The sequence below is a fragment of the Massilia sp. TWR1-2-2 genome (genome assembly GCF_049897565.1).
In the GTDB taxonomy this organism is placed as follows: Bacteria; Pseudomonadota; Gammaproteobacteria; order Burkholderiales; family Burkholderiaceae_D; genus JAFCUW01.
In genome coordinates, this window is sequence record NZ_JAFCWM010000053.1 from 1 (window position 1) to 18,296 (window position 18,296).

Consider the following 18,296-nt stretch of genomic DNA (forward strand, 5'->3'; position numbering starts at 1 on the left):
GGCGTGCTGGGTGACGTCGGTCTTGCGCATAGTTTCGAAGGGGAAAGTTGTTCTCATTACACAACGTATACCCCCGCCGTCCCGTTGACAGGGCGGCGGGATTTTTCAACAGCCTGCTAAAGGATTGAGTTCCGACCCCGGTCGGGTTTGCAACAGAAATTGCCGGATCTGCAGGTCGCTGCCGTTGAAGAAATGGGCGTGCGTATCGATGGTCAGCGGTGCCTGCAAGTTCGAAATCGACGCGTCGCCGGTGCACAGCGGCGCTTGCGCCGCGCGTACCGGGGCCATTGTGGCGAGCAAGGCGGCAATGAAGGCGCGGCGGCCCGAATCCGTATGCATTTGGCTTCCTTATTGTGGAGGACGTCGGAGGGTCGCTGCCGGGTCGCCGTAATAGGCGTAAAGCAAGCCTAGCGGATTTTGGCCGCTTTCGAGCAGTTCCCTTCTGACCATGGTCAGCGCATCGCTCACTGGCTCGCCTTTTCCAAGTCGTGCGATCAGCTTGGTGGCTACTGCATGGCCGAGGCTGACCCAAACCGAGACCTCCGTGACAACTACCCCGCGCGCGCCTAGTTGGAACATGGCGTTCTCTAGATTGACATGCGCCAGGTTGCGTGCCGGTCCCGTCTCACATGCGTTGAGGATAACCAGCGGGGCGCGTGCCAGATAGCGCACCTTTCGCTGGTCCGCGGGCTTAAGCGTGTTCAAGAGGTTTTCGAGACTGTCGCTGGTGACGATATCGCCATCGTTGAACTTGAGGTGGGGCGGCATGCCGGGTTCGCCCGCAGAAGCGTGCAGGAAAGTGATGACAGCGTCGATCGAGCTGCGCTGATCACGCAGCTGTTTCAGCAGGTTCTTGCCACTGTCGACCCTGAGCAGGTCCTCTTCGGCCAGAGGCAGCGCCAGCAGGCTGACGACCTGTTCGCCGGCAGGAATCACACTGGCGTCGTTGGCTCGGCCATAACGGGCGAACAGGAGTTTTGGCGGCGGATTGGCACCCGCCAAGACCGGTTTGTCGCTGGCGCGATTGTTTGCTCTGTTTACGCTGATGCTGAACTGCACGCCCCAGAATTTGGTTGCGTCTACCACCTCGCCGACCGGGTGCAGGTACTGCCAGGGCAACGATAGCTTATCGGTAACCACGACTAGTCGTAGAGGCCTGTCCCTCGGCGCACTGGCTCCGCTTCCTCCAGTGCCGCGATCAGTTTGCCAAGATCTTCATCGGCGCTGTCATAGAACAGGTGGCGGTACAGCCGCTGGCCGTTCGCGGCCAGTATCTCCGTCACGTTGTTAGCCTCATAGGCGCTTAGCTTGAGCGAGTTGCGTGACTCCTCGGATACGTAGGCGTTGGCGCCCGTGGCACTAATGCGCTTGAGCAGCTCGTTTTGTGTGCCGATGGCCGAGACAGCGCCGTAGGCGGACGTGGTCATCGCCGACACAAGCGCGGAGTCGTCGACACCGCTACGAAATACTTTTCGGTCGCCATTTCTCTCGAGCGCCAGCGGCGCCAGCAATCTTGTCATCGCCACGCTGACGGGTTGGATCGAGATAGAGACATTGCGATCCGAGGTCTCCATCGCGTATAGCACGACGTCGGCTTGCCAATCGGGCTGGACGAAGCTGGACGCCGACCTCAGTTGCACCTGGCCGTCCGGACTGTCGCCGGTCCGCGCGCCAGCGCTGTTGACTTCCACCGGCACCAAGAGGCGATCATATTCGACTCCGGTGCGATCATTCATGATGGTGATCTGGAGCGTCTCGGTGTAGGCGGCGCCATCAGCTCGTCGCTTGGGCGTGAGCTGGAAGGCGACTTCATCCGACCGCCGCTCGGCGATCCGATAAGTCATGCGTCGCAATGCGTCGCCATGGCCCTCGCAAAACGAACACACCAGTACGACACTGAGCGGTACATCCACCGTACTGCGCGCAATGATGATGTTTACCGGCACCGGTGGCTGGGTGGCGCCCAAGCGCATTGGGCCGATGTACAGCTGTAACATAGCGGGCTCGCCGGCTTGCAGGACGGAGCGCTCCGGGGCGTCGGCATCGCGCGGAAGTTGCGGCTTGATACTGGCGTTATATACAACCGGCAGCGAATGGCTGATGGGAATGTCGGCACCGGCAGGCGCGGGAACCGGCTCGCTGATGACCACCGGTGCCGGGGGTGGGGGCAGCACCGGCACTGGCGCGACCGGTTCGACCATCGGCTCGGCCACAGGAGGAGGGACATACTTTATGACGGGTGCGGTGCATGCGGTAATGACGAAACAAACAATAACCCGGCTGGCAAGCAACGCCAATGATCTATTGAACATGGAACTCCCTGATGCGGTCGGTTACAAGATCACCCACATTTTTGGTATTAACCCGCGGCTGCCTTGATCCGTGACGCAAATCCGAGCGCGCTTACGCATTTAACCACAACAAATATATTATCGGAAACACAATTTCAAAATTGATGATTTTACAACACAAGGCCGGAAATGGATGTATCGCCAAGCCTGCGTGAGTTCGTGTGGTCCGGGCAAATGTTAGACGCTACGCCCGCGAAGGCGCACAGCCCATCCGAATGCTTGACACGCGATGCCATTCTCGACGCCGGCTCTGTCGATGGCGCAAGTATTTAGGTAGCGGTGGAAGATGCCAGTGGCGTTGGCGTGCAACGCCCGGCTTAATTTACGGCACTGCCGAAGCCGCGCATCGCCACCGTAAAGAACTGGTAGCCGTTGCGCCCGGCATTCTTCGACGCGTACATCGCCTCGTCGGCGTTGCGCACCAGTTCGTCCGGGGTAGTGGCGTCGCCCGGATAGACGGTGATGCCGATGCTGCACGATATCGTCGCTTCGCCGGCGGCCAGCTCGAACGGGCGGCGCAGCTCGTCGAGGATCTCGGCGGCGATCGTTTCGATGTGGTCCGGCAGCGTGACGTCGGTCAGGATGACGGTGAATTCGTCGCCGCCCAGGCGCGCCACGGTGTCGGTGTCGCGCACGCAGTTGCTGATGCGGCGCGCTACCTCCTGCAGCATCTGGTCGCCGGCGGCGTGGCCGAGCCGGTCGTTGACGTCCTTGAACAGGTCGAGGTCGATGAACATCAGCCCCAGCGGCAACCCGGTGCGCGTCGAGTGCTTGATTTCATGGTCGAGCCGCTCGCGAAACAGGCTGCGGTTGGGCAGGCCGGTGAGGAAGTCGTGGTTGGCGCTGCGCCGGATGCGCTCCTCGGACGCCTTGCGCTCGGTGATGTCGCGCGCGCTGCCGGCCACCGCCTCGCACACGCTGGCCGGATTGAACACCGGCACCAGCAGATATTCGTACACCCGCTCTTCGCCGCCGTCGAGCTTGGTGTACATTTCGCCGCGGTGAGTCTTGCTGGTGGCCACAACGCCTTTCAGCTGGCGCTCGATGTCGCGCACGAACGGCCGGCACAGCGACCGGAAGTCGTTGCCGACCAGTTCGGCGGGGGGCTTCTGGAATATTTCGCTGAACGCCTTGTTGGCGTAGATGATGGCGCCGCTCGTTTCCAGGACGTAGTTCAGGTCGGGCGAACTCGACAGCAGCGCCTCGAACAGCCGGTTGCGCCGTTCCTTCATGTCGACGAAGCGCGCCAGCGATTCGGCAAGCGCCTGGTCGATCGCTTCATTAATGCGCGTGCTGTCGTCGGCGGTGACCGACGGCAGCGCGAGCGCGTCGACGGACAGGCGCAGCACGCTGGCGCGCAGGGCGCGGAATCCGGCGACCGATTGGTTGACGTCGAAGCCTTCGGCAAAGCGTGCCAGGCCATGCAACTGGGCTTCGGTCTCGGCCGATGCCGCCGGCGCGAGGCCTTTCGACTTCGCGTCCCGCTGGTCGGGACTGTGCGCGCATTCGACGTCGTCGGCGATGGCAAACAGGATGCCGCGCGCATGGTCGCGCAGCGACCGCTGGTCCAGGTCTTTCGTGTTCGGACACGCCTTGGCGAACCTCTCCCACTCATCGAGGACGGGGTCAACATTGGCACGAATAAAGTCCGGTAGTCTCATGGCGGCTGGCAATCCGGGGCTTTTTAGTAAAATTGCTTGGACCACAAAGCCGCGCCGATGTTCCTGTTTGCATCGGCGCCGGCACGCCAGGGATGGCGAAACCCGGTATGATTGCCGGCATCCCTTCCTGCCCACGTGCCGATTGCCGCCATGCTCAGAACACCTGCTTCCTTCGTGCCGCTGATGGCGCCGCAAGACCACGCCGAGCCGCTGACGTTCCTGTTCTTCCAGGGCCGGCTGCTGGTGCGCGAGGACGATCTGTCGCTGCCGGACCCGGCCGCGCTGGCGCGGCTCGAACTGGGCGCGCACCAGCTCCATCCGCTCGGCCTGCTCGATGGCCGCTACTGCCAGGCCGGCTGGGTCGAGCGCGACGAGGCGCCAGCCGACGGCTACGCCTGGCGCGGCCTGCGTTCGCTGTTCGGCGCGATGGATGAAGACCTGCTGGGGCTGGCCGGGCGCGCCTCCCAGCTGGCCGAGTGGGCGCGCACGCACCGTTTCTGCGGCGCCTGCGCCAGCGCGATGCAGCTCGCCGCGGGCGAGCGCTGCTTCAAGTGCAGCCGCTGCGGCCACCTGGCCTATCCGCGCATCTCGCCGGCCATGATGGTGCTGATCCGCAAGGGCGACGCGGTGCTGCTGGCGCTGCACAGCGCGTCGCCGACCAAGCGCTTCAGTCCGCTGGCGGGCTTTCTCGAAGCGGGCGAATCGGTCGAGGAGGCGGTGCACCGCGAAGTGTTCGAGGAAGTCGGCCTGCGCGTGCACAACCTGCAGTATTTTTCGAGCCAGTCGTGGCCGTTCCCGCATTCGCTGATGCTGGCGTTTACCGCCGACTACCTCGACGGCGAGATCCGCGTCGACGGCATCGAGATTGCCGAAGCGCGCTGGTTTGGCCCTGGCGACGCCTGGCCCGAGCGGATAGCCCACGTGTCGGTGTCGAGCATGCTGATCGACGCGCACCGCCCGCCGCAGTAGCACCGGGGTCAGACCTAGGTCTGACCCCGGTGCGATCCAGGTCTGACCCCGGCGCATTGCAGCGCATTGGGCGCGGCCTGCGCTGGCGTTCAATTTCTTGCTGGAAATGCGGCGGCCGCGGCAGGTCGGCCATCCGCATTTTCTATATACTGTCGGCAATCGTTAAAATTAGGGTTCGACCTATGTCCCACCAAGATGCCTTCTCGGAAAATGACTGGCGCCGGCTGCTGAGCAGCTTCGGCGAAGACCCGGACCGCCCGGGCCTGGCCGAGACGCCGGCGCGCGTGTCGAAGGCGTGGAAGCACTGGACCTCCGGCTACGCGCAGGACCCGGTGACGCTGCTCAAGGCATTCGAGGACGGCGCCGAGCAGTACAACGAGCTGATCGTGGTGCGCGGCATTCCCGTCTACAGCCATTGCGAGCACCACCTGGCGCCGTTCTTCGGCAAGGCCACCATCGGCTATCTGCCGAACGGCAAGATCGTCGGCCTGTCCAAGCTGACCCGGCTGGTCGACTGCTTCGCCAAGCGATTGCAGGTGCAGGAACGGATGACGATCCAGATCGCCAACGCGCTGATGGAGGTGCTCGAGCCGAAGGCCGTTGGCGTGGTCATCAAGTGCCGCCACCTGTGCATGGAAAGCCGCGGCATCCGCACGCCGGGCGAAGAGACGATCACCTCGGCCATGCTCGGCGAACTGCAGCCGAACCTGGGTTTGCGCACCGAATTTCTGGCGCTGGCGCGCGACTAGCATGGCCGCCGGCGCGATCGACTGGCAACGCGATCCGCCGGCCGCGTTCGCGCAGGCGCGCGCGGCCGGCAAGCCGCTGCTGCTGTACTGGGGCGCCGCCTGGTGCCCGCCGTGCAACCGCATCAAGTCGGTGGTATTCAACCGGCCCGACTTTATTGAGCTGGCCGATTCGTTCGTCGCCCTCGATATCGACGGCGACGGCGTTGGCGCCCAGCGCCTGGCCGCCCAGTTCAAGCTGCGCAGCTATCCGACGCTGGTGGTGTTCCGTCCCGACGGCGCCGAAGTGACGCGCCTGCCGTGCGAGCTCGACGGCAAGCGCTTCGTCCACATTCTCGAGCTGGCGCTGAACGCGCGCTTCACCGCCGCCGAGTCGCTCAGCGTGGCGCTGTCGCGCGAGCGCGCGCTGTCGGACGACGAATGGCGCCTGCTCAGTTTCTATTCGTGGGACACCGACGAGCGCCAGCTGCTCAAGAACCTCGACTTCGCCGCCATCGTTGCCAGCCTCACGCGCGCCTGCACGCTGGCCGACGCGGTCGTGCGGCTCGAATGGCTCGGACTGCATGCGGCGGCGATGGCGGGCGAGACAGGCCTCGACCAGGGCGCCGCCATCCGTCGCCTCGAAGCGACGCTGTGCGACAACCATGCGGTGTGCCAGCAGCTCGACATCGTGATCGGCTACGCGCTCGACCTGGTGCGCTTCCTGACCGCGCCCGGCAGCGGCGCGCGCCAGCAGCTGATCGCCTCGTGGTCGGGCGCGCTGGTGAGCCTGGAAGAAGACGATACCCTCAACATTGGCGACCGCCTCAACGCGCTGCGCACGCGCGTGCGCCTGAGCCGCCTTGGCGCTGCCGAGCCGCAGCTGCTGGCGCTGGCCAGCGCGCGCGTGGCGGAAGTGATTGCGCAGGTGCAGGCGCCGGCGCTGCGCCACACCGTCGTCGTCACCGGCGCCGGCGTGCTGGCGGACGCCGGCCTGATCGATGAAGCGCAGCAGCTGCTGCGCGCCGAGCTGGCGCAGTCGCAGGCGCCGTATTTTTTGCTGCATAGCCTGGCCGCGCTGGCCAAGCGGCGCGGCGAGCCGGCGGCCGCGCTGCATTGTTACGAGCAGGCGTGGGCCGATGCCGTTGGCGGCGCGACGCGGCTGCAGTGGGGCGCGACGTATCTGCTGGCGCTGCTCGACCTGGCGCCGCAGGACGGCGCGCGCATCGAGCGCTGCGCGGCCGAGCTGGCGGCCGAATTCGCCGCGCTGCCGGACGCGGCGTTTCAGCGCAACCGCACGCAGGCGGCGCGCGTGGTGAAGGCGCTGTCAACGGTCGAGGACGCCGGCGCGCAGGCGTCGGCCCTGCTGGCGGCGCTGCGGCAGCTGCTTTTGAACGCATAGTGGGGAACCTGTTCCACATCTGAACCCTCCAACGAGATTTGGGGGGCGAAGATGTCCAGGCCTGAATTCCCCAGCGATATTTCGCGAGAAGATTTCGAGAAGGTGCGCCCGATGCTGGAAGCGGCGCGGCGCAAGACGCGTCCCCGCAAGCACGATCTGTACGACGTGTTCTGCGCGGTGCTGTACTTCCTCGACAGCGGCGCCGCGTGGCGCAGCCTGCCACCGGTGTTTCCGCCGTGGCGCACGGTGCACGAGTACTTCACCCAGTGGACGCTGACGCGTGGCGACGAGCCGAACCTGCTCGAGCGCGCGCTGGAACTGGCCGGGCGCGGCGCCGCGATCGAGCAGCTGCGCAAGCGGGTGGGCAGCGCGACGCGTGAGTCTGACGTGTGATTACCGCGCCGACGCTGGCGCCGCTGGCGGCGCCGGCCGCGCATTCGCATCCTGCTCGAACACCAGCTTCTTCTCCGCGTCGAGCTTGAATGCGCCGAGCCGCTGGCCCAGTTCCTCGGTGGTCGGCTCGGTCAGCCGCGTGCAGCCGCCCGTCTCGATGCGCATCACCTGCTTGCCGACGCGTACCGAGTAGACATTGTCGCCGGCCCCGTACAGCTCGACTTTGACCGCGGCCAGCGGCAGCGTCATCATCGGGAACTGGCGCTGGCAGTCGGGCAGATGCGCCGCCACCAGCTTGACCACCACGTCGCTATTCCAGAAATACTCCTGCTCGGCGCGCACCGACAGCGAGTGGGCCGGGCCGTCGATGTAATAACTGGCCGACGACCTGACGCAGCCCGCCAGCAGCAGCGGCGTCAGTACGAGAAAAAGGATGCGTTTCATGGCGTGCCCGTCGGTGCGTTATCGGTGAAATTTCCCCACGCAGTATAGATTGCCTGTTGCGAATAGCGCAACCGCCTACTTCTTCGGCCAGAACTTGTCCATCAAGGGCTTGACGCTGGTGCCGTGCACGATGATCGACAGCGCGATCACGATCGCGGTGATCTGGATCAGGTCGCGCGTCAGCGTTGCCGGCAAGCCGTGGTTGATCGCGTACATCAGGTAGTAGATCGAGCCGATGCCGCGCACGCCGAACCAGCCGATGATCAGGCGCACGCGCATCGTCGTGTCGCTGCCCATCAGGCCCAGCATCACGCTCAGCGGGCGCGCCACCACGAACAGGAACAGCGCCGTGCCGCAGGTGCGCCAGTTCCAGTCCTGCAAGGTCAGCATGCCGCCGATCAGCAGCACCAGGGTCAGCTCCGACAAGCGCTCGAGGTGTTCCTTGAACACCAGCGATTCGGCGCTGACCGTCAGCGGCGGCGGCGTGTCCGGCACCTCGTCGTTGGCCGGATCGGCCTTCGGATCGTCCGGCACCAGCAGGCCCTGGCGGTTCTTGTGCGCGCCCACCAGCAGCAGTTCGGTCTGGCGCAGCGCCACGCCGGCGAAAAACACCGCCAGGAAACCCCACGTCTTGCACAGCACGCAGACGCCGTAGACGACCGCGATCAGGCCGAGGCCGACCAGGTCGTCGAGCACGTCGTGCTTCGGATCCTTGTTGCGCAGCGCCCAGCCCAGGTTGCCGAGCATGGCGCCGCCGGCCCAGCCGATCGCCACCGCGCCGAGGGTGGCCCAGACGACGTCGATGACCGCCCATTTCCACACGAAGTCGCTGCCGAGGTCGCCGGCGGCCAGCAGGCCCAGGCCGAGCATCACGAACGGAAACGCCGAGCCGTCGTTCATGCCCGCTTCTGACGTCAGCGTGAAGCGCAGCTTGTCGTAGTCGCCGGCGTGGCGCACCTGGACGTCGGTGGCCAGCACCGGATCGGTCGGCGCCAGGATCGCGCCGAGCAGCACGCCGGCGCCCAGCGGCATGTTCAGCACGTAGTAGCAGAACGCCGCCACCAGGCCGACCGTGATCGACATCGACAGCCATGCCAGGCGGATCGACGGCCCCCAGCGCTTGAAGGTCATTGGCACCGGCATCTTGACGCCGGCCGAGAACAGCGAGATCAGCACCGCGATTTCGGCGGCCACCTCCAGCACATGCGACTGCTTGATCGCATCGAACGTGAAAATGCCGAGCACCATCGGACCGAGAATGATGCCGGCCACCAGGTAGACGATGGCCGAGGTGACCGGCAAGCGCGAGATGGTGGTCGCCGCCAGGCCGCGCGCGAGCATCAGCATGCCGATCAGGATGAACCAGTGGGTAGTCGTCATTGCGGCCTTGGGGATTCCGTGCGAATGTCGATTCTACAATTAATGCGTTTTGCTAACCGCGCGGTTGACGCCTGGCACGGCCACTAACTTCGAAACGTCGTTCCCGCGCAGGCGGGAACCCCTGCTGAGGAATTGATATTGTTCAACCCGCGCAGCCTCCGCCCCTAAATTAATCCGATTGTCAGACCCACCGCAAAACAACTTTCGTTCGATGCCCGAGTGTTTAGTTTTGTGCTCGCAGTAAACTTATCGCAGAGGAATCACGCCATGTCCGACTTCTACCAGAGCTTCCGGCAAAACATGGACGGTGTTGGCTTGCCCGCCCCGCAGGTGCTGTTCGGCACCTTCCAGGCGGCGGTCGGCAGCATCGCCACGCTACTCGGCCAGATCGACAAGTTGGGCAAGGCTGCCACGATCGGCGACATCATCGGCGCTGGCACGAGGCTTGAGGGACTATCGGGAATTGCCGCTTGCAGCGCCGCGTACTATGCCGGCGCCGTGATCGGCAGCCTGGCCGTGGCGAGTGCCGCGTCGGCCGGCACGTCGCTGGCCGACGTGCTGTTTACCGCCAAGAAAAACAAGCTCGACCGCAAGTGGCTGCCGGCCACGCTGCAGCGCTGGCCGGGCGTGTATGACCAGAAGCTGAAGGCCAGCCGCAACAACCTGCGGGCCAGGGTATTCGCTTAAGCAAATTTCGCTTACTTCGCCGACACCAGGTACTTCAAATACGCGCCCTGGCCATAAAAGATCGCGCTGTCGTCGACCAGCCCCTCGCGCCTGTAAATCGCGTGCACCTTCGGCAGATTCCCGAACGACACGCCAGGATGCATGTGGTGATACACGTGCAGGCCGAAATTCAGATCCGGGAACACGATCCGCTGCCACCAGTTCGGCTGCAGCAATGGCGTCGTCTCGTGGATCGAGCCATCTTCGATGTTGTACTCATGCTCGGCCACGGCGATCCAGCGCACCAGCACCTGCGTCACGGTCACGATCGGCAGCACCCAGTAAATCAGGAAAGCCGTCCAGCCGCCAACGAGCGTCAGCACCGCGGCGAGCGTGGCAAAGAACGCGATGCGCACCCACTTCGGCGTCGGATTGCGGCGCGTGAACTCGGCCGTGCCGTGCGCCTTCTTGCCGCGGATCAGGCGGATCACGTTCAATCCCGTCACGTCGCGCAGCACGATGCCCAGCAGCTGGCGCGGCTTCATCGGAAACGTCCATTCGGCGCCGGCCTTGCGGATAAAGTCCGGATCGTCCTTGGTGAAGCAGTACTTGTGGTGCGACAGGTGCACCTTCGCATAATCTTCCACCGTGGTGACGAACAGCGGATACACCGCGAACACGTTGATGATCCAGTCGGCGTATTTGCTGCGCAGGCCCAGGCGGTGCACCTGCTCGTGCAGCAGCAGCGCCAGCACCATCTGCCGCGTGCTGATCAAGAATGCGCACACCAGCGTCACCGCCAGATGATTGAAATACACGCCGATCCCGATCAGCGCGGCGATCGACAGCCAGGTCAGTGCCAGTTCCGCGGCGAAGCGGGCAGGGCGCGCACCGGACATCGCCATGATCTCGCGCTTGGCGGCCGACGACAGCGCGCTCGCATCGGCCAGCACCGCCGGGCGCAGCGGGCCGCTCGCGCTTTCCGCTGCGCCGGGAGGGTAATACAAGGCATTCGTTTTCATCGTTTCATTCCTGGATAAAGCGCACTGACAGACAAAGATGGATTGTGCAAATGATATTGCGCCGCAGCGCCGATCAAACCGCCAAGAAGAGGCGCTTTTCCGCGGCTGCTTAATGAATTGTTATCAATCCGGCAGGCGGCATACAATGGTGTTTTCAGTTTCGATGCTTACGAATCCATGGCCCACCTTCATCCCGCAGGCTGGCGCGAAATGTCCGTTACCGGCGCCGCCGCGCGAGAAATCGAGACCCTCGCCTACCTCGAGGCCAGCCTGGCCGACACGCCGTACAGTATCTACCACGGCGTGCACTGGACCAATGTGGAAAAGGGCTTCTCCGCCTATGGCGAGATCGACTTCATCGTCGTCGCGCCGAACGGGCGCATCCTGCTGATCGAGCAGAAGTCCGGCTTTCTGACCGAGACGCCGGAAGGCCTGGTCAAGAGCTACCACGGCAAGGCGCGCAACGTGCGCAACCAGATCCTGCGCGCCATCGACGGGCTGACGCGCCGCTTCGGCGACTCCCCCCTGTCGATCGACTACCTGCTGTACTGCCCCGACTACCACGTGCGCGACCCGCACCTGGCCGGCATCGACCCGCGCCACATCATCGACGCCGACGACAAGCACCGCCTGGCCGACGTCATCCGCGAAACGCTGCCGATCACCGCGCCCGACGACCAGTTCGAAAAAGTCGCCCGCTTCCTCGGCGACACCCTCAGTTTGCGGCCCGACCCCAGCGCCATGATCGGCAGTGCCCAGCAGATGGTGACGCGCCTGTCCGGCGGGCTGGCGACGTGGGCGCGCCGGCTCGAGTTTGCGCCGTACCGGCTGCGCGTGGTCGGCACCGCCGGCAGCGGCAAGACCCAGCTGGCGCTGGCCGAATACGGCGCCGCCATCGATGCCGGCCTGCGCCCGCTGTACGTCTGCTACAACCGGCCGCTGGCCGACCACATCGAGCGCCTGGTGCCGGCCGGCGGTCGCGTCGCCACCTTCCACATGCTCGGCGACGCCTTCATGCGCGCGCGCGGCGAATCGCCCGACTACCGCCTGGGCGCCATCTGGAGCGAGATGGAGACTGTGCTCGCGACGGCCGACCTGCCCGAAACGTGGAAGTACGACGTGCTGATCGTCGACGAGGGCCAGGACTTCTCGATCGTGTGGCGCGACATTTTGCTGCGCATGCTGAAGGACGGCGGGCGCGCCATCTGGCTGGAGGACCCGACCCAGAACCTGTACGGGCGCGACATGGTGCCGCTGCCTGGCTGGGTAACGCTGCACTCGCACACCAACTACCGCAGCCCGCGCCAGATCGTCGACATGCTTGCCGCGATCGGCTCGGCGCGCCAGCCGGTGGAAGCGGCCAGCCCGTTCGAAGGCGCCGACATCGAAGTGCTGGCCTACGCCGAGGGCGATACCGACGCCATGATCGCGCAGACCAAGCACGCCATCACGCTGTGCCTGGCGGCCGGCTTTGCGCGCCACGACATTGCGATCGCGTCCTTCCGCGGCCGCGAAAAATCGGCGCTGCTTGGGTTGGACACGCTCGGCGACGCGCACACGCTGAAGTCGTTCACCGGCGAGTACGACCTGTTCGGCAATCCGGTATTTCGCGAAGGCGGCTTGCTGGCCGAGTCGGTGTACCGCTTCAAGGGCCAGTCCGCGCCGGCGGTGATCTTCACTGAAATCGACTTCGAAGAGATCGACGAGCTAACGTTTCGCAAGCTATTCGTCGGCATGACGCGCGCGCGCTTGAAGCTGGTGCTTGTGCTGAGCGAACGCGCCGCCGTCCAGCTGCTCGAGCGCATGTAAGGAGGGCATTCCCCCCGTTAATTCTCGCTTGACAATGATACCCCGTGACATATGCTGAGCTGGCCCCTGTTGACGAATCCGGTTCGCAACAAGGCAGCACATCCGACCTATAAAAGCATACGCATATCGGGGACAAAATGACATTTCAGCGCTTATCAACCAAACCAGCATCCGCCATTCTTGCCTGCCTGCTCAGTTCGAGCGCATTTGGCGCAGTGGTCGTGCTACCCAAGTACAACGTCAGTGTCAACGACGTTTCGGTGTCGGGCCTGTCGTCCGGCGCCTACATGGCCGCGCAGATGCACTTCGCCTATTCGAAGACCATCAAGAAAGGCGCCGGCATTGTCGCCGGCGGCCCGATGTACTGCTCGCAAGGCAGCGTCGCCATCGCCACCGGTCCGTGCATGGCCGACACGGGCTCGCGCAACCTGGCGTATCTGCAATCGGTCGTCAACACCTGGTCCGGCAACGGTTACATCGACCCCACCAGCAACATGGCCGGCTCGAAGGTGTATCTGTTTTCCGGAACGCTCGATTCGACCGTGAAGCAGCCGGTCATGAACGACCTCAATACGATGTACGCCAATTACGTCACCCCCGCCAACATCACCTACAAGAACAACATCGCCGCCGAACATGCAATGCCGACCGACTTCTCCGGCAACGGCTGCAGCACCAATGCCACCCCCTACGTCAACAACTGCAACCTGGACACCGCCGGCGACATGCTCAAGTGGCTGTACGGCACGCTGAACGCGAAAAACGTCGGCACGCTGGGTGGCACGTTCATCAATTTCGATCAGGCCACGTTCTGGGGCAACGCCAATCCGACCACGCACGGCATGGCCAGCAGCGGCTACGCCTATGTGCCGGCGAACTGCACCGCCGGACAGGTCTGCAAGCTGCACGTCGCCCTCCACGGCTGCAAGCAAAACGTTGCCACGGTCGGCGTCAACTACAACCAGAACACCGGCTACAACCGCTGGGCCGACACCAACAACATGATCGTACTGTATCCGCAGGCGACAACGACCGCGGCAAACCCGAACGGCTGCTGGGACTGGTGGGGCTACGACGACGTCAACTTCCCGGCCAAGAGCGGTGGTCAGATGGTGGCAATCAAGACAATGATCGACCGCGTCGTGAGTGGCAACGCCGCCGCGCCGTTCACCTGCAGCGGCTGGTACGACAGCAACTACTGGCATGTGTACTACGGCCGTGCCTACGTTGGCAGCGACGGCCAGGCGTACGCCGTCAATTCGAATCAGTACCTCGGCTACTACACCACCTATGCGTACACCAACGTGCGCCGCACATCGGCCGGTTACTACGCCCACGGCAGCTGCGCATAACGGCGCGCGCCACGGGTCTGATCCATCGGATCAGGCCCTTGCCGTTGAGCTAAGCCACAGGGCTGATCGTTGGAACGCAGTTCAAAACCGCTACAGGTGCAATCCTTGCACATAACCTCAAAACCGTCTTTCCCGCGCAGGCGGGAATCCCGACCACCTGTGATCAAAGTTGAAACATCATCAAACCAGTGCCCTCCCGTACGGCCAAATCGACACTGGACGAGAAATTGCGTCACCCACCCTCTACAACGCCGCAGCCCCTCAAACCGATTCCCCCAACACTGCAATTCATTCATTGCAACAACGCAAGTTTTCGTGGAAGCTTGCATACCGACTAGAATATCTGCAACGAGCTGCGGCAACCCGCGCCAATTCCCACCAGGAGCTGTAAAGATGGAAACAACGAATCCCGAATCCGCACCGAGCGCGGTCGACGTCCAACTGAACGCCGCCGTCGCCGCCGTCGAGGCCGGCGATTCCGCCACAGCCCTGCAGATCTACCATGACCTGGCCGAGCTAAACAACGCCACCGCCCAATTCAACCTCGGCGTGATGTGCGAAGGTCTCGAGCCAGACTTGGCCGACGCCGTGCGCTGGTACCGGCTGGCCGCCGACAACGGCAGCGCCATGGCGCAGTACAACCTTGGCCTCATGTACGACCAGGGCCGCGGCGTGGAGCAGGACAACGAGCAGGCGCTGGCGCTGTTCACACGTGCCGCCGACCTTGGCCACGCAGCCGCGCAAACCAACTTGGGCGTGATGTACGACAGCGGCCAAGGCGTGCCGCAGGACGTGGAGAAAGCGGCCGAGATGTTTCAGCGCGCCGCCGCCCAAGGCAACGCAGTGGCGCAATGCAACCTGGCATCGATGTACTTCCACGGCATCGGTGTGGAGCAGAACTTCGAGCAGGCGCTGACCTTGTATGCGATGTCGGCGGACCACGGCAACGCGATCGCGCAGGCGAAGGTGAACGAGATTTTTGAGGTGCTGGAAGCGGCGGCGAAGGATGCCGGAGAGAGCACTGCTACCTAAAGACCACACGCGGCAATAGCAGTGAGACCACCGAAGTATCGAAGCGAAGAGGCGCGTGATTTCGCGCCGCGATGGATGAGAACGCCTGTCTTGCGATAGAACAAAATGGCCTTGCGCGGCCAACTCAAACTACGACTTTCCTTTTCCGATCAGGAGGGTCGTATGCCATACGTGTACAACGCGGTCCGCAAGCTCGATAAACAGTCAAAGGTTGACAATTCCGAATGCGTTTCGCTGATTCGCCGCTTCGCAAAGGCTCCGGCAACAGCATTGTGGCGCGAGGGCAGCTCCGTAATGGGCGACAGATCCCTCGCTCCTGGGACCGCAATCGCGACCTTCGTAAAAGGGAAGTGGCCCGCCAAACCGCGTGGCAATCACGCCGCTTTCTATCTTGGCCAAGTCTCCAACGGAATGTATATCATGGACCAATGGAACCGCTCGGACAAGTCAACTATTTCCTCCAGATTCATCTACCGCTTGGGCAAAAACAAGGACGGCACGTATGTCCGTCCTAGCGATAACGCTGATGCTTTTTCCGTGATCGAATAGCCATGACTGCCCAACATCGTTCAGGTCTCCTCATGATCTCGTTCGTCAGCATCCTCTCCATTTGTTCGGAGGCATTCGCGTCTCCTCAGCGGATCGAATGTCCGAAGGTGTTGCCCGATAAGGCGATTCGACTTCAAGCCACGGCGGACGGATGGAAGCCGCACAAATCTGCCCCAATGAAGCTCAATTCCGCAGCTCCAACAGGCGGGCCGCCAGAAATGCAAGCCGATCTTGCCGAGTTCACGACAACGCGCAGCAAGACCGCTCGAACGGACGTCTACGACCTGCGGCCCCCCAATCCAGACGGCGTCTGGATCAAGTGCGGCTATGGAAAAGCCAACGAGATCACACTGCACAAGCGGCTCGATACTACCATCACCCGATGCACAATCACTCAGAATATGTCCTCAGCTTCGGAGATCAATATTTTGTGTACATAATTGCAAACTGAAGGTCATGGTTCGAAAGTCAGCGGCAAAACCTACATGTCGACATTCTCGGATGACTCTAAATGCGTTTGAAATATCTGCCACTGGTACTCTAGTGCGGACATGGAAGGACGTGCTGCTACAGCGACGGGTTGAAATAAGGGCGAGCCCGCTAGCGCCTGGTAATTCGCGTCCTGTAATGCGGGATTCACTAGTACGGCCATTGTGCTGGGATCTATTGCGATCAGTTTTAGGTCCCATAGGGTGTGAATGTCTGCTCGAAGAAGTAAGCCATTGCAGATCGAATTCGTCTTTGGGCCGAGATAAGGCGTAACATGCGCAGCCTCAAGCGCGACAAGAACCGCGCATTGCGTGATAGCACAACGGCCATTGTATGCGTCAACAAGACCTGCACGAAATTTTGGCTGCCCCTGGCGGCGCACAACGTTTTGAAGCACCCGTCTGCGTGCATCCTCTTTATCGTTGGGTTGGAAGGGGGGTAGCGCAGCTTCCGTATGTTCGATGAAATTCAATTCGTCTGCGAACGGGCCCACAGTGGCGACAATCGCTGCCTCGTTCGCCAGATGCTCTAGATATCGCTCATAGTTGTTTAATGCGGCACCATACATGTGATTGCCACGAATATTTCGCTCAGAAAATATCTCGGTCTTTTCAATTAGCTCAGATAACTCGCGGAACTCGTCGAGATCCGTCACTTCTCTAAGAGGTTTCGAAGTGGTGCTAGCGTCTTTTCCCCATTCGGAAAGGCGGCCGACGATTGCCCCAACGTATTTTTTGATTGTGGAAGTCGACAAGCCTTCAGCAGTAAGCCAATCCTCAAATTTCACGCAAGCCTCTTGTCAAAGATATTGAACAAAAGATAGCATTGAATTTGCGTTTTTCCAACTATATTGCACAGATGCAATTGGCGAGATCGTCACCGACTGAGTTGCCATGCACGTAGATGGTAGTCGCTAACTGTAAAGGCCCGCCTGGTTATAGACGCGTTTTAGGTATAATTCCGGCTTCTTCTGCTGCCATTCCTTGATGGCTTGAATAGGGGTCAAATGCTTCAAGGCGCGTTGCGGAATGCTGTTATTGTAAATCTTCAGATAGCTTCGCAGAGTCGATTCCAGCTCCGCTGCGGAGGCGAATCGGGTCTGCTCGACGATCTCCGATATGGGCCATGGAAGCGTTCAACCATGCCATTGGTTTGGGGATGGCGTGGTGGAATCAGGCGGTGCTCGATCTCGAATTGTTTGCAGAGGCGGTCGAATACTTGCTTGCCTGTCGGTATCCGATTGCCGTCGAGGTCCTTCTTCTTGCTCGTGAAGCCGTCGGTGAATTGACTACCGTTGTCGGTCAGCAGCTTGATGATCTTGACCGGGCAAGCATTTTTTACCTTGCTCAAGAAGTCGACGCTGCTGCTCTCGGTCTAATCGGAATATATTTCCATGAAGACCCAACGAGTTGCCCTGTCGATGGCAACGAACAAATATCGGCGCGTCGTATCGTCCGGCATCTGCGGCAAGTACTTGATGTCGATATGAATGAAGCCGGGCTCGTAGTCCTTGAACGTCTTCTTGTTGGCTGGCTCGTCGGTCTCTTCAGCGGCCAGTTCGGTCAACTTGGAGACCCCATGGCGGCGCAGGCAACGGCCCAAGCCGGCGCGGGACACGTCAGGATTGATGAACTCTCGAGTAACAGCAAGCAGGTCGGTAGGCAGTAGCAACGTGGTACGCAGCTCTACTACGATCGCCTCCTGGGCGGGCGAGAGCGTGGTGCGCAAGGTGTCGGGGCGATGGGACAGGTCCTCCGCGCTTTCGCGTTCCTTCCACTTTTGGGACAGGTCAGATTCCCGAATTTCCTTGCGGATCAGGTGTGTTGTTCTAGCAAGGCTGTGCAAGGCTTGGGTGATGTTCTCGGACGCGATTCGGTTGAATGAAGAAGTGTACTCAAAACGTGCCTGGCCTTAAAGAGGGGCCAGCTACGAACCAATCCACCCAAGTTATCATTTAATGTGCAGTTAGATGGTTTATTTTCAACGTAGACACAAAAACACTTGACATCAATTTAGAAGCGCGGCCTGCAGTGTGAATTTTTGATTCTACTG

17 protein-coding genes and 2 pseudogenes are annotated in these 18,296 nt (G+C 62.1%); 10 read left to right on the forward strand and 9 right to left on the reverse strand.

Annotated features, from left to right (window positions below):
• Nucleotides 1–105 precede the first annotated feature (105 nt).
• The 4 genes from ACP7DD_RS25225 to ACP7DD_RS25240 form a co-directional block, all read right to left on the reverse strand.
• Nucleotides 106–339 carry a hypothetical protein gene (locus ACP7DD_RS25225; protein WP_426177988.1) on the reverse strand — a complete coding sequence of 78 codons (234 nt, stop codon included), beginning with the start codon at nt 337–339 and terminating at the stop codon, nt 106–108.
• A 9-nt stretch (nt 340–348) separates the two neighbouring features.
• Nucleotides 349–1,119 (reverse strand): CHAT domain-containing protein, encoded by a 771-nt coding sequence (locus ACP7DD_RS25230; RefSeq protein ID WP_426177990.1) that lies wholly within the window; start codon nt 1,117–1,119, stop codon nt 349–351.
• 23 nt (nt 1,120–1,142) lie between these two features.
• A complete protein-coding gene (locus tag ACP7DD_RS25235) occupies nt 1,143–2,312 on the reverse strand; it encodes a hypothetical protein (protein WP_426177991.1) in 1,170 nt (389 codons plus the stop codon).
• A 356-nt stretch (nt 2,313–2,668) separates the two neighbouring features.
• The gene (locus tag ACP7DD_RS25240; protein ID WP_426177992.1) at nt 2,669–4,012 is read right to left on the reverse strand and encodes a diguanylate cyclase domain-containing protein; all 1,344 of its coding nucleotides are present in this window, start codon (nt 4,010–4,012) and stop codon (nt 2,669–2,671) included.
• A 150-nt stretch (nt 4,013–4,162) separates the two neighbouring features.
• On the opposite strand from ACP7DD_RS25240, the gene nudC reads away from it, so the two are divergent.
• The 4 genes and pseudogenes from nudC to ACP7DD_RS25260 form a co-directional block, all read left to right on the forward strand.
• A complete protein-coding gene (gene nudC / locus ACP7DD_RS25245) occupies nt 4,163–4,981 on the forward strand; it encodes an NAD(+) diphosphatase (protein WP_426177994.1) in 819 nt (272 codons plus the stop codon).
• A 182-nt stretch (nt 4,982–5,163) separates the two neighbouring features.
• Nucleotides 5,164–5,730 (forward strand): GTP cyclohydrolase I FolE, encoded by a 567-nt coding sequence (gene folE / locus ACP7DD_RS25250; RefSeq protein ID WP_426177995.1) that lies wholly within the window; start codon nt 5,164–5,166, stop codon nt 5,728–5,730.
• Nucleotide 5,731: 1 nt separating this feature from the next.
• Nucleotides 5,732–7,108, forward strand: coding sequence for a thioredoxin family protein (locus ACP7DD_RS25255; RefSeq protein WP_426177996.1), 1,377 nt, complete (start codon nt 5,732–5,734; stop codon nt 7,106–7,108).
• Nucleotides 7,109–7,159: 51 nt separating this feature from the next.
• Nucleotides 7,160–7,435: pseudogene (locus ACP7DD_RS25260) on the forward strand (transposase); the annotation flags it as partial.
• Between the two features lie 66 nt (nt 7,436–7,501).
• Here the strand turns inward: ACP7DD_RS25260 and ACP7DD_RS25265 are convergent.
• Nucleotides 7,502–7,945: a hypothetical protein gene (locus tag ACP7DD_RS25265; RefSeq protein WP_426177998.1), complete on the reverse strand. Its 444-nt coding sequence runs from the start codon at nt 7,943–7,945 to the stop codon at nt 7,502–7,504.
• Nucleotides 7,946–8,020: 75 nt separating this feature from the next.
• Nucleotides 8,021–9,325, reverse strand: coding sequence for a cation:proton antiporter (locus tag ACP7DD_RS25270; RefSeq protein WP_426177999.1), 1,305 nt, complete (start codon nt 9,323–9,325; stop codon nt 8,021–8,023).
• Between the two features lie 267 nt (nt 9,326–9,592).
• Between ACP7DD_RS25270 and ACP7DD_RS25275 the strand changes: the two genes are divergently transcribed.
• Complete coding sequence (locus ACP7DD_RS25275; protein WP_426178001.1) at nt 9,593–10,012, forward strand: hypothetical protein; 420 nt, start codon at nt 9,593–9,595, stop codon at nt 10,010–10,012.
• A gap of 11 nt (nt 10,013–10,023) precedes the next feature.
• Here ACP7DD_RS25275 and ACP7DD_RS25280 read toward each other — a convergent pair whose 3' ends face one another.
• Nucleotides 10,024–11,013, reverse strand: a complete 990-nt coding sequence (locus tag ACP7DD_RS25280) for a fatty acid desaturase family protein (RefSeq protein ID WP_426178003.1) — start codon at nt 11,011–11,013, stop codon at nt 10,024–10,026.
• Nucleotides 11,014–11,190: 177 nt separating this feature from the next.
• On the opposite strand from ACP7DD_RS25280, the gene ACP7DD_RS25285 reads away from it, so the two are divergent.
• From ACP7DD_RS25285 to ACP7DD_RS25305, 5 genes are all read left to right on the forward strand, one after another.
• The gene (locus ACP7DD_RS25285) at nt 11,191–12,822 is read left to right on the forward strand and encodes an ATP-binding domain-containing protein (RefSeq protein WP_426178005.1); all 1,632 of its coding nucleotides are present in this window, start codon (nt 11,191–11,193) and stop codon (nt 12,820–12,822) included.
• Nucleotides 12,823–12,959: 137 nt separating this feature from the next.
• Nucleotides 12,960–14,174 carry an extracellular catalytic domain type 2 short-chain-length polyhydroxyalkanoate depolymerase gene (locus tag ACP7DD_RS25290; protein ID WP_426178007.1) on the forward strand — a complete coding sequence of 405 codons (1,215 nt, stop codon included), beginning with the start codon at nt 12,960–12,962 and terminating at the stop codon, nt 14,172–14,174.
• Between the two features lie 393 nt (nt 14,175–14,567).
• Nucleotides 14,568–15,206, forward strand: coding sequence for a tetratricopeptide repeat protein (locus tag ACP7DD_RS25295; protein WP_426178008.1), 639 nt, complete (start codon nt 14,568–14,570; stop codon nt 15,204–15,206).
• Between the two features lie 162 nt (nt 15,207–15,368).
• On the forward strand, nt 15,369–15,755 hold the full coding sequence (locus tag ACP7DD_RS25300; RefSeq protein WP_426178011.1) for a BPSL0067 family protein: 387 nt from the start codon (nt 15,369–15,371) through the stop codon (nt 15,753–15,755).
• A gap of 32 nt (nt 15,756–15,787) precedes the next feature.
• Complete coding sequence (locus tag ACP7DD_RS25305; protein WP_426178013.1) at nt 15,788–16,195, forward strand: STY0301 family protein; 408 nt, start codon at nt 15,788–15,790, stop codon at nt 16,193–16,195.
• A 41-nt stretch (nt 16,196–16,236) separates the two neighbouring features.
• Here ACP7DD_RS25305 and ACP7DD_RS25310 read toward each other — a convergent pair whose 3' ends face one another.
• The gene (locus ACP7DD_RS25310; RefSeq protein ID WP_426178015.1) at nt 16,237–17,031 is read right to left on the reverse strand and encodes an HNH endonuclease; all 795 of its coding nucleotides are present in this window, start codon (nt 17,029–17,031) and stop codon (nt 16,237–16,239) included.
• 126 nt (nt 17,032–17,157) lie between these two features.
• Nucleotides 17,158–18,101 (reverse strand): annotated as a pseudogene (locus ACP7DD_RS25315) (IS481 family transposase).
• Between the last annotated feature and the right edge of the window lie 195 nt (nt 18,102–18,296).